This window comes from Variovorax sp. YR266 (genome assembly GCF_900107295.1).
Classification (GTDB): Bacteria; Pseudomonadota; Gammaproteobacteria; order Burkholderiales; family Burkholderiaceae_C; genus Variovorax.
On record NZ_FNPM01000006.1, the window covers coordinates 53,675 to 64,009 of the forward strand.

The following is a 10,335-nucleotide window of genomic DNA, read 5'->3' on the forward strand; positions in this document are numbered from 1 at the left end:
TTTCGCGCTTCAGCCGTGTGCCGAGCAGCACGAATCGCCCGCCGTCTTTGCCTGCGGCTCGTAGCGGTCGTGGTGGCGCACCCACTCCATCTTGTAGGGCACCTCGCGCTCGTCGCGGCCCTTGGGCGTGAGGTCCATCATGTAGTAGGCGCCCATCATCACTTCCACGCCGCGACCGAAGGTCGAGTAGGTGTGGAACACCTCGCCTGCGTCGTCCTTGTAGAACACGCTGACGCCGGGCGCCTCTTCCTGGGGAAAGGGCTGTACGGCGTAGTTGTAGTAGACCTTGCCGGTGGCCTGCTCCTCGGGCGTGAAGCTGACGTGGAAGTCGTGGTTGAAGTCGCTGCCGTTCGCCGACACCCACCTGAACTGCCAGCCCATGCGCTCGCGAAAGCGCGCGATCTCGGCCAGCGGTGCGCGCGAGACGGCCACCATCGTGATGTCTCGAGGCGCCAGATGCACGTTCATGCCGTCGGTGTGGTCGGCCATGAAAGAGCAGCTCTGGCAGCCTTGTTCCCACCCCGGGCCGAGCATGAAGTGCTGCACCATCAGCTGGCGGCGTCCCTCGAACAGCTCGGCGAGCGTGCGCTTGCCCTCGGGCGTGTCGAAGACGTAGTTCTTCTCGACACGTTCCCATGGCAGCGCACGGCGCTCGCGGGCAATCTGGTCGTGCAGGTGCATCAGCTCCTTCTCGCGCGCCAGCAGTGCCTTGCGCTCGGCGAGCCATTGGTCGCTGGACACGACGGGGTGGTTTGCTGCGTGATTGATTTCGGTCATGTCAATGCTCCGTTGAGTTGCGGGGACGGCGCACGGCGCGGACCTTGCCGCTCTTGCCGCCGCCGGCATAGAAAAGATCGGCCCCGTCGGACTCGAGCCCGCTGACGCCGATGCCATGCGGCATTTCGAGCCGCTCGAGCACAGCGCCGCTTTGCGGGTCGATGCGGCGGATGTCGCTTTCTTCAGCCTCCCAGGTGCCGTGCCACAGTTCGCCGTCGACCCAGGTCACGCCGGTGACGAAGCGGTTCGACTCGATGGTGCGCACGACGGCGCCGGTCTCGGGGTTGATCTGGTGGATCTTGCGGTCGCGGTGCTGTCCCACCCACAGGCTGCCTTCGGCCCAGGTGAGGCCCGAGTCGTTGCCATGGCCGGGCGAGGGGATCGACGCCAGCACCTTGCCCGTGGCCGGGTCGATCTTGTCGATGCGCGACTCGGCGATCTGGTAGAGGTATTTGCCGTCGAAGGCTGTGCCGGCATCGCAGGCGGTGTTCAGCGTGCGCGTGGTCTCGCCGCTGGCGGGGTCGAAGGCCACCAGCCTGGCGCCGGTGGCGGCCCAGACGCGCTGGCCGTCGTAGGTCACGCCGGCCACCTGGGTGGCGTCGGCAAAGGGGCCGTACTCGCGCACGATCTCGGCCGGCCGCACGGTGGGCTGGGGTCTGCTCTTGCTCGTCTTGTTGTTGCTGCTCATCGTTGGCTCCTTGTGAAACGCCTCGGATTGGCGCCTGGAGACAACTCTATTCAAACGGCAGCGCAGCGGGGAGTAACAAGATCGTCGTGAATCCCGCCAGCGGCGGCGACAGCCAGCGGCGCGAGCGCGTCTGGCCGATGGAGCGCACCCGGCCTTCGGCCTCCAGCTCGACCAGCGCGCGCTGCACGGTGCGTTGGCTGGCCCCGAGCGCCAGCGCCAGGGCCGAGGTCGACCACGCCGCGCCGTCGGAAAGCAGCGCCACCAGCGAGGCCTGGTCGCCGTCGATGGGCGGTGCCAGCAGGGCGACGGCGCGTTCGCCGTGCGGCTTGAGCACGAAGCCGCGCGGCGTGGCCTCGATGCTCGCCAGCGTGGTGACGAGTGCGCGCAGGCGGCCGATCTCGACACGCAGGCGCGCCCGATGCGTTTCGTCGGGGTGGCGGGTGCGGAATGCGCTTGCGATCAATGCTTCGCGATCGACATCGCCGGGCCACGCCTCGGCCAGCGAGCGCGCGAGCGTGAACAGGATCGGACGGCGCGCCAGCGGCTGCCACGTGTCACCAGCGCCCAGGCCCCGGCGGCAGGCGTCGACCACCAGTGCGTCGGAGGCCAGGAGCGCCGCGACTTCATCCAGGCGCAGCGCCTGCTCGCCGCCCGCGAAGATGCGCCGTGCGGCGGGGCGCTCGAAGGCTGCGCGCGCCTCCGCCACCTCTGCCAGCAGAGCCGGCACGCGCGCGCAGACGGCCGCTTCGTGCGCACGGGCCAGCGCTGCCTGCGCCGGGCCGATGCGCAGCGAGCGCAGCGCCAGCTCGGCCGCGCTCAGCTCGGCCACCGCCGCCAGCGATGGCGGCAGGCCGCGCGCATCGAGGCGCTCCAGCGCGGCTGCGGCGTCGGCGAGGCGCCCCAGCAGCAGGAGCCGGCGCGCCGCGATCAGCCGTGCCTGCAGCGCGTTGGCGTGATCGTCGTGCGCCTCCAGCGTGGCTGCCGCAGCCGTCAGCGTGCGCGGCGAGCCGCCGAGGTCGCGCATGGCCAGCGCCACCTCGGCCTCGGCCACGATGCAGCGGGCGCGCGACAGCACTTCATGCGCGCCGAAGTCGCGTGCGGCGCGCCGCAGGAGTTCGCGTGCGCGCGGGTGCTCGCCGAGCTGGGCCATGGCGATGCCGCGCAAGGCCAGCGCAGGCGGGTCGTCGCGCAGGGCGACCCGCTTGAGGGCACCTAGCGCATCGCCAGCGGCCAGGGCGCGGGCGGAGGCGGCGATCAGGGAGTCCATGGCATCGACCAGCCAGCGGGCTATGCCGCCTTCGGCTCGGGAATGACCGCCGTCAACGCAAAGTCGACGAGATAGAGCCAGGTCTCTTCCAGACCCATGATGCTGTGATGGTTCGACGCGGGAACCGTCTGCACGCTGACCGGGGTGGGCCATGCGGCGATGAGTTTTTGCGAGCGCTCGGGCAGCACGACGTCGTCGTGCTCGGCCAGCAGCACCTGGGTTTTCGCGGCGACCTCCTTGCAGTGCTCCAGCGAGTTGAACTGGTGCCGCAGCAGCAGCGACAGCGGCACGAGCGGGAAGCGCTTCTTCGCCACTTCCAGCATCGAGTCGTAGGGAGTCACCAACTGCAGGCTCTCGAAGTCTTGTCGCGCCACGAGCTGGATGGCCACGCCAGTCCCCAGGCTGCGGCCGACCACGTGCAGGCGTGCATGCGGAAAGGCGCGGCGCAGATGGTTGGCGAACTGGCTCGCGTCTTCGACGGATGCGATCTCGGAAGGGCGCCCCTGCGAGTCGGCCACCCCGCGGTAGTTGAGCGCGGCAAAGCCGAAGCCTTCGGGCAGCCAGTGCAGCATCTGCGCGGTGGCGCGCACGTCTTCGCCGCGGCCGGCGAAGTAGACGAACAGGTCCCGCAGCGAGTCTTCACCCTGGGGGTGATAGACATACCCGCGGACCATTCCGCCCGGCACGGTGTGGGAGTACGTGGAGAAGTCGTCCGACAGATGGACGACGGGCAGTTTGCGGGCGTTGAAGAGGATGTGCCCCTGGCGCGTGGCAAGCAGGGTCCAGTACGCCGCGATGCTGCCAATGGCGGCAGCCGAGGCCGACAGGGCAATGCGGGAGACTTTGGATGACAAGGTAGGCTCCGGAGGAAAGACTGATACGTGGCGCCTAGTTTCGCCTCATTCCTCCGTGCAGGGCCTTTGTCGGCTTCTTCCGCCTAGTGGGACGCGATCAGCTCCTGGTAGGCGCGTGGCGCGTTGGGTGCGTAGGTGCCCAAGGCACTGACCGATGTGGTCGCGGATGCAGCAGTGTGCTGCCGCTCCAGCTTGAACCTGCCGACGATCCGCGACAGGCTGCCCGCCTGCTCCTGCAGCGACTGGGCTGCGGCCGAGGCCTCTTCGACCAGCGCCGCGTTCTGCTGCGTCGCCTGGTCCATCTGCGTGACGGCCTGGTTGATCTGCTCGATGCCCGAGGTCTGCTCCTGGCTTGCCGCGCTGATCTCGCCCATGATGTCCGTCACGCGCTTCACGCTGCCGACGATCTCTTCCATGGTGCGGCCGGCATCGGCCACCTGCCGGCTGCCTTCCTCGACCTTGTCGACGGAGTCGCCGATCAGCGTCTTGATTTCTTTCGCTGCCGCGGCCGAGCGCTGCGCCAGGCTGCGCACTTCGGAGGCGACCACAGCGAAGCCACGCCCCTGGTCGCCCGCGCGCGCCGCCTCGACGGCCGCATTGAGCGCCAGGATGTTGGTCTGGAACGCGATGCCGTCGATCACGCTGATGATGTCCACGATCTTCTTCGACGACGCATTGATCGAGCCCATCGTCTCCACCACCTGGAACACGACGCTGCCGCCCTTGACTGCCACTTCAGAGGCGGAGGTGGCCAGTTGATTGGCCTGGCGTGCGTTGTCCGCGTTCTGCTTCACGGTGGAGGTCAGCTCCTCAAGGGAGGCCGCCGTCTGCTCCAGCGAGCTGGCCTGCTCTTCGGTGCGCGACGACAGGTCCTGATTGCCCGTGGCGATCTGCGAGCTGGCCGTGGATACGTTCATCACCACGCCATGCACCTGTGTCAGCGAGCCCTGCAAGGCGGTGCGCATCTGGTCGAGGGCGCGCAGCAGGTGGCCGGTTTCGTCCTTGGCATAGCTTGGCTGGACTGCACCAGTGAGGTCCATCTCGGCGATCGACTGCGCGATGGTTTCGGCGCTGCGCAGCGGGCGCGTGATGCTGCGTGCCAGCAGCCAGGCCAGCAGGGTGCCGAGCACCAGGCTCACGGCGGAACACACGATCAGCAGCGTGCTGGTCTGTGCGCGCAGATTGTTGGCGCGGGCGGCGGCGGCATCGAGCTGCTCGCGCTGCATGTCCACCACTTGCTGCACGCCCGCGATGTAGCTGACCGATGTGGGCTGGAACTGGGAGTCGAAGATGCGGTTGGCGCCTTCGAGGTCGCCCTTCAGCTTGAACTTGCTGACTTCCTCGCGCGAGGCGAGGTAGGCCTTTCGCAGGTTGCCGACCTTCTCGAGCAGCTCACGCTCCTCGGGCTTGGCCAGCTTGCCTTCGATGAACTTCTGCAGCTCGTTGGTGTCCTTGATCGACTTGGCCGTGGCCGGCGCGAAGTAGTCGATCAGGCTGGCGTCGCTGCTCTTGGCAATGGCCGCCGCCCGCTGCACGCCCGACGTGGTGTGGCGCAGCCAGTCGGAGCCGGCGCGCTCGGTCTTGACGTTGTCCTCGATCATGGCGTCGATCTCCTGGCTGAGCTGCTGCAGCTTCCACACCGCGGCGACGCTGGTGGCGAGAAAGAGCGCCAGGATGGTGCCCAGCACGATGGCCAGGCGCTTGCCAATTGAAACGTTGCTCAGAAACATATTCGGACTCCGGAATCCAGGGGAATGGCTGGATATCGGCAGTCCAAATGAAAACTTTAGTAAATGGCCCACGGATGGAGCCGCGCCGGGCCCTCGGGCCCCTGCTTCAGATCTTCAGGGGAGCGAACGACTTCACCAGATCGTCCAGCGCCTTGATCTGCGTCAGGAACGGTTCCAGCTTGTCCAGCGGCAGTGCGCTCGGGCCGTCGCACTTGGCCTGCGCCGGATCAGGGTGGGCTTCGAGGAAGAGGCCGGCCAGGCCGACGGCCATGCCGGCGCGTGCCAGGTCGGCCACCTGCTCGCGGCGGCCGCCCGATGCGGCGGCGCCGGCTTCGCGCTGCTGCAGCGCGTGGGTCACGTCGAAGATGATGGGCAGGTTCTGCGTGACCTTCTTCATGACGCCGAAGCCCAGCATGTCGACCACGAGGTTGTCGTAGCCGAAGCAGGTGCCGCGGTCGCACAGGATGAGCTTGTCGTTGCCGGCTTCCTTGAACTTCTCGACGATGTTGAGCATCTGCGAAGGGCTGAGGAACTGCGGCTTCTTGATGTTGATGATGCGGCCCGTCTTGGCCAGCGCCACGACGAGGTCGGTCTGGCGTGCGAGAAAGGCGGGCAGTTGGAGCACGTCGACCACTTCCGCGACCGGGGCCGCCTGCGCGGTTTCGTGCACGTCGGTCAGCACGGGCACGCCGAAGGCGTCTTTCACGGCCTGCAGGATCTTCAGGCCTTCGTCCAGGCCGGGACCGCGGTAGGAGTGGATGGAGGAGCGGTTGGCCTTGTCGAAGCTGCCCTTGAAGACATAGGGAATGCCCAGTTTCTGCGTGACGCGTACGTACTCCTCGGCGCTGCGCAGGGCCAGGTCCTTCGATTCGAGAACGTTGACGCCGCCGAAGAGGACGAAGGGGGCTTCGTTGCTGGCGTTGACTTGAGGGGTGATGGTGACGGTGGACAAGGTTTTCTCCTGGACAGGTGCTTCACTGCAGCCGCCTATTGTCGTTGCGCCGGCAGAAGGGGGTCAGCCTGCGGGCGTTACCGTCAGGTAAAAGGGCGTCAGAGTCCCGGCCACGGGCCGCAACAGCTTGAGCAGCAACGGGCGTCCATACCCTTCTCCCGCCAGCCGCTTGAGCAGGTCGGACAGCTGGGCCAGCGGCACTCCGTCGCAGCCAATGAGGATGTCGCCGCTGCGCAGCCCGTCGCGCGCGGCGGCCGAGCCGGCCACCACCTCGACCACGCGCACCCCGGTGGCCACGGGCCATTCGTTCTCGCGCACCCAGCGCCTGGGCAATGCCACGGCCGCGCATTGCACGCCCAGCTTGCCGCGGCGCACCGCGCCATGACGCATCAGCTCGCCGGCCACCCAGCGCGCGGTGTCGATGGCCACCGCGAAGCTCAGGCCTTGCGCCGAAGGGATCACCGCCGTGTTCACGCCGATGACCTGCGCCGCGCTGTCCAGCAGCGGGCCGCCCGAGTTGCCGGGGTTGAGGGCCACGTCGGTCTGGATCACGTCCTCGATCATCCGGCCGCCCCGCGCGGGCAGGCTGCGGCCCAGCGCGCTCACGATGCCGGCGGTCACGGTGAAGTCGAAGCCCAGCGGATTGCCGACCGCCACGGCCAGCTGGCCGGGTTGCAGGGCGGCCGAACTGCCCAGCGGCAGGAAGGTGCTCGGGTGCGACTCGATGCGCAACACCGCGATATCGGTCGAGGCGTCCAGCCCGACCAGGCGCGCGACGCTTTCGGTGCCGTCTGCGAATGCGGCGCGCAGCTCGCTCGCGCCCTCGACCACGTGGGCATTGGTGAGCGTGAAGCCATCGGGCGTGAACAGGAAGCCGGAGCCGCTGCCCTGGCCGCCCGCGCCGCCGCGCTGTGCCTGCTTTCGGACCTTGATGTGGGCGACCGCCGCGCTGGCGGTGTGCGCCACCTGCGTGACGGTGGCCGAGTAGGAGTCAAGAATGAATTCGTCGCGCGCGCCCATGGAGCACCTCTTTTCAGTCGCCAGATCCCAGAGGAAATGGCGGCATGCCGGAGGTTTTCAACCCGGGCACGGGAAGCCGGCAGGGCCATCGTTTCAGTGCCCAGCGTTCATGAAGCCTTCAGCAGAGGCTCAGCGATTCTTCAGCAGCCGCCCGGACACTGGGGCTCCCAAGAACTACACCGACAGCACGGGGAACACAGCTTGAAGCACCTCATTCTTCTGCTTGCAGTCGCCAGCCTTGCGGCCGGCTGCGGCCACGACAACCACCGCCGCAATCGTGACCGCGACCACAACGGCATTCCTGACCGCTATGAACGCAACCGCGACAGTGATGGCGACGGCGTGCCCGATCGCTATGACCGCCGGCCGGACAACCCGCGCAAGTACTGATCGCCTCGTCGCTCAGGGCGCCTTCGGCCGCGACGACGGTTCCCACGAGTCGGGCGTGGTCGCCACCAGCGACTTGAAGTCCTTCCACGGCCGCGCGCCCGGGATGGTGCGCCCGCCGACGATCAGCGACTTCGCGAACACCACCATGCGCTCGCGCAGATAGGCCTGGTCGGATGCGGGCCAGGTCTCGATCGAATGCGGCCCGCGCGCCAGCACGATCTCTTTCACGCCGCGGATGCGGTTGTAGGCGGCCACGGTGCCTTCGAGCGTTTCCGCGCGGTCCCACAGGCCCTTGCCGAAGAAGGCGGCAGGCCAGCGGTCCATGCCTGCGAGCGTGGACGAGTTCGGATAGAACACGATGTGGTGATCGGCCGCCATGCCGCCCAGGAACAGGTTGCGGTCGGCCAGGTCGGGCGAGTCGCCCACATAGCCCGCGCCGCTGGCGAACGACGACAGCAATATCGCACCGCGAATGTTCCGCAGGCCCTTGGGTGGCGTGCAGTTGGGCTCGGGCATGTCGAAGCTGCACTGGGCCACGTAGTTTCTTGTCATGGCCCAGGCGGTGGACATCGAGCCGCGCGAGTAGCCGCCGAGCACCAGCGGGATCTCGCTCGATGGCATGCCTGCGAGCAGCTTGCCCCGGGTGGCTTCGCCTTCGAGCACTTCGCCCTGGGGCGTGAGGATGCGTAGCCCGCGCCCGGTTTCCAGCGCCGTGAGCGCGCGGAACACGTCTTCCCCTTGCTCCAGCGTGTTGGTGTCGCTGAAACCGCCCGACAAGCCTTCGCCGCGCCGGTCGTAGGCCAGCACGTCGAAGCCGGCCTGGTTGAGCGCATACAGGTTCTCGCGCCACCAGCGCTGGCCCATGGTCTCGGTGGTCGCGTTGGGAAAGTTGATGGGAATGGTCTTGCCGGTCTTCTCGTCGATGCGGTACGAGGCCTCGTCGGGGTGCTGGATGGCCGTGAGCTGCCCGCCGCCTCCCGGCGCCATGATGACCAGCGCGCGCACCTTCTTGCCCTTGCCGCCGTCCACGCCGGCGCCTTCGATGTACCAGCCGCGCAGCTTGATGTCGCCGGTCATCTTCAGGTCGATGCGCTCGAAGGTGTCGCGCGGCGCGGTGAACTCGACCACGTAGGTGCGGGCGTCGGCCCCGGCGATGCCTTCGCGGTACGGCGCCTTGGCGAAGAAGGCGGGCCGGCGGATCTGCTTCAGGTCGACCTGGCCGTCCGGATCGATCTTGCCGGAGGGGTCGACCACGCCTGTCGATCGCGTGGCGCGTTCCTTGTTGGGCGGCAGCCAGCGCTGCATCTGCGCGTCGATGCGCTTGAAGCACGCCGGGTCTTCCTTGCAGGCGCGCCAGCGGGCCTTGAGCTTGTCGTCGGTGAACTCGGCGATGTGATAGTCGCCGCCCGCATAGCCGGAAGGCGTGGGGTTGGCCGTCATCAGCACCGGCACGCAGACCTTGGTGCCCTTGCTGTTCTTCTGGTCCTGCGGCAGCAGGTAGCCGCTCATCATGGCGTTGCGGTCGGTGCCGACCCAGGCGGTGCAGTCGGTGGGCGGCGGCGTGCTGGCGGTTGCCAGGCGCTGGGCTTCCGTGGGGCCGCTGCATGCTCCCAACAAAAGCAGTGCGGCAGCGAGGCCGGATGCGGCTGCGCGGCGGCGGAGCCGGGCAGGGCGCGTGATCGTTTCGGTCATCGAGTCGGGTGCTCCGGAAAGGCTCCGGGTACAGGAAATCTGGAAGCTGCGATCTTCGCCGGATCGGCGCTGCGCAATGGAAGCCGAAGCCGTTTCCGGATACAAGTTCTCTCCTTGTTGTCTGTAGGAAATTTCCTGCACGCGCATGCGAATTTTTCTACTCTTTGCCGTTGCTGCATGCGCGTCCAATCGCCGCCGCTTCACAAGGAGACAAGAGAGATGAATTTCGAAGGCATCTATTGCTTCGACACCGCGAGCGTGCGATTTGCCTTCTACCCCGAAGGCCCCGGCGGCCCCCGTGTCGTCGCGCAGATTTCCGAGGAAACCCTGCACGACGAATTCGGCGCGCGCGAAGTCGGCGACAGCCTGCTGGAGACATGCAGGCAGCACTTTCACGTCATAGAGCCCGTGGCCGTCGCGCGCTACCAAGCCGAGCCGCATCGGTCCATCACGCTCACGATCGACGACTTCGCGCTGCACGCCTGAGCCGCCAAGGCTTGAAGGCGCCGTGAGCGATTCAATCAACCGTGCCCGACAGGCGCGCGGTGACGAATCTCGCTCTGCAGCGCACGCTGGCCGGCCGAGAGCGCCAGTTCATAGCTCTCCACAGCGTCATACGCTTTGCGCAGCACGCGCGGGTGCGTGCCCTTGTCGTCGGTTTCGAGCAACTGCCAGACAAAGGCGCCCGGCAACGGTTCTTCAATGGTGAGTTCGATGGGGTGTGTCATGGGTTTCACCATGGCGCGGCGGGAGAGTCTTGTCTGTAGGTCGGCGGCGACGGCTGCTGCGCGAAGGCGGGGCAAACGCCGGGCATCCGGGCGCAATTTCACCGGCACGCGGTGGCGGCGCAGCCAAGTAATTCATATGCATTACATCGCCCGAAAAACCTTCGACGTAATCTTACAAAGCGTGACTAAATGCCTTGCTGAGATGTAACGCTATCCCATAATCGCGCCCCTGCAACG

The 10,335-nt window shown here is 67.3% G+C and carries 11 protein-coding genes; 2 read left to right on the forward strand and 9 right to left on the reverse strand.

The genetic code is table 11. From position 1 onward, the window contains the following. Nucleotides 1-9: 9 nt before the first annotated feature. The 7 genes from BLW48_RS16890 to BLW48_RS16920 all read right to left on the reverse strand — a co-directional run bounded on the left by BLW48_RS16890 (nucleotide 10) and on the right by BLW48_RS16920 (nucleotide 7,288). On the reverse strand, nucleotides 10-777 hold the full coding sequence (locus tag BLW48_RS16890) for a DUF899 domain-containing protein (RefSeq protein ID WP_093176479.1): 768 nt from the start codon (nucleotides 775-777) through the stop codon (nucleotides 10-12). Nucleotide 778: 1 nt separating this feature from the next. After that, nucleotides 779-1,465, reverse strand: a complete 687-nt coding sequence (locus BLW48_RS16895; protein ID WP_093176481.1) for a Vgb family protein — start codon at nucleotides 1,463-1,465, stop codon at nucleotides 779-781. A gap of 46 nt (nucleotides 1,466-1,511) precedes the next feature. Next, nucleotides 1,512-2,732 carry a helix-turn-helix domain-containing protein gene (locus tag BLW48_RS16900; protein WP_093176483.1) on the reverse strand — a complete coding sequence of 407 codons (1,221 nt, stop codon included), beginning with the start codon at nucleotides 2,730-2,732 and terminating at the stop codon, nucleotides 1,512-1,514. 20 nt (nucleotides 2,733-2,752) lie between these two features. Next, nucleotides 2,753-3,586: an alpha/beta hydrolase gene (locus BLW48_RS16905; RefSeq protein ID WP_093052709.1), complete on the reverse strand. Its 834-nt coding sequence runs from the start codon at nucleotides 3,584-3,586 to the stop codon at nucleotides 2,753-2,755. 83 nt (nucleotides 3,587-3,669) lie between these two features. Beyond that, nucleotides 3,670-5,316, reverse strand: a complete 1,647-nt coding sequence (locus BLW48_RS16910; RefSeq protein ID WP_093176484.1) for a methyl-accepting chemotaxis protein — start codon at nucleotides 5,314-5,316, stop codon at nucleotides 3,670-3,672. Between the two features lie 106 nt (nucleotides 5,317-5,422). Next, entirely contained in the window at nucleotides 5,423-6,268 is an 846-nt protein-coding gene (kdsA, locus tag BLW48_RS16915) for a 3-deoxy-8-phosphooctulonate synthase (RefSeq protein ID WP_093052704.1), read from the reverse strand. A 63-nt stretch (nucleotides 6,269-6,331) separates the two neighbouring features. Then, a complete protein-coding gene (locus BLW48_RS16920; protein WP_093081601.1) occupies nucleotides 6,332-7,288 on the reverse strand; it encodes a S1C family serine protease in 957 nt (318 codons plus the stop codon). A gap of 201 nt (nucleotides 7,289-7,489) precedes the next feature. Here BLW48_RS16920 and BLW48_RS16925 point away from each other — a divergent pair, with 201 nt between their 5' ends. After that, complete coding sequence (locus tag BLW48_RS16925; RefSeq protein WP_093052698.1) at nucleotides 7,490-7,678, forward strand: hypothetical protein; 189 nt, start codon at nucleotides 7,490-7,492, stop codon at nucleotides 7,676-7,678. A 12-nt stretch (nucleotides 7,679-7,690) separates the two neighbouring features. Here BLW48_RS16925 and BLW48_RS16930 read toward each other — a convergent pair whose 3' ends face one another. After that, nucleotides 7,691-9,370 (reverse strand): alpha/beta fold hydrolase, encoded by a 1,680-nt coding sequence (locus tag BLW48_RS16930; protein ID WP_093176486.1) that lies wholly within the window; start codon nucleotides 9,368-9,370, stop codon nucleotides 7,691-7,693. Between the two features lie 219 nt (nucleotides 9,371-9,589). On the opposite strand from BLW48_RS16930, the gene BLW48_RS16935 reads away from it, so the two are divergent. Then, nucleotides 9,590-9,856 carry a hypothetical protein gene (locus tag BLW48_RS16935; RefSeq protein ID WP_093052692.1) on the forward strand — a complete coding sequence of 89 codons (267 nt, stop codon included), beginning with the start codon at nucleotides 9,590-9,592 and terminating at the stop codon, nucleotides 9,854-9,856. Nucleotides 9,857-9,891: 35 nt separating this feature from the next. Here the strand turns inward: BLW48_RS16935 and BLW48_RS16940 are convergent, their stop codons facing one another. Then, nucleotides 9,892-10,098: a hypothetical protein gene (locus BLW48_RS16940; RefSeq protein ID WP_177142348.1), complete on the reverse strand. Its 207-nt coding sequence runs from the start codon at nucleotides 10,096-10,098 to the stop codon at nucleotides 9,892-9,894. Nucleotides 10,099-10,335: the final 237 nt, after the last annotated feature.

Excerpts from the sequence above, each read along its gene's own strand:
- BLW48_RS16920 (WP_093081601.1), bottom strand. The coding sequence starts at position 7,288 with ATGGGCGCGCGCGACGAATTCATTCTTGACTCCTACTCGGCCACCGTC.
- BLW48_RS16890 (WP_093176479.1), bottom strand. The coding sequence starts at position 777 with ATGACCGAAATCAATCACGCAGCAAACCACCCCGTCGTGTCCAGCGAC.
- BLW48_RS16900 (WP_093176483.1), bottom strand. The coding sequence starts at position 2,732 with ATGGACTCCCTGATCGCCGCCTCCGCCCGCGCCCTGGCCGCTGGCGAT.
- BLW48_RS16935 (WP_093052692.1), top strand. The coding sequence starts at position 9,590 with ATGAATTTCGAAGGCATCTATTGCTTCGACACCGCGAGCGTGCGATTT.
- BLW48_RS16930 (WP_093176486.1), bottom strand. The coding sequence starts at position 9,370 with ATGACCGAAACGATCACGCGCCCTGCCCGGCTCCGCCGCCGCGCAGCC.
- BLW48_RS16940 (WP_177142348.1), bottom strand. The coding sequence starts at position 10,098 with ATGACACACCCCATCGAACTCACCATTGAAGAACCGTTGCCGGGCGCC.
- BLW48_RS16910 (WP_093176484.1), bottom strand. The coding sequence starts at position 5,316 with ATGTTTCTGAGCAACGTTTCAATTGGCAAGCGCCTGGCCATCGTGCTG.
- BLW48_RS16895 (WP_093176481.1), bottom strand. The coding sequence starts at position 1,465 with ATGAGCAGCAACAACAAGACGAGCAAGAGCAGACCCCAGCCCACCGTG.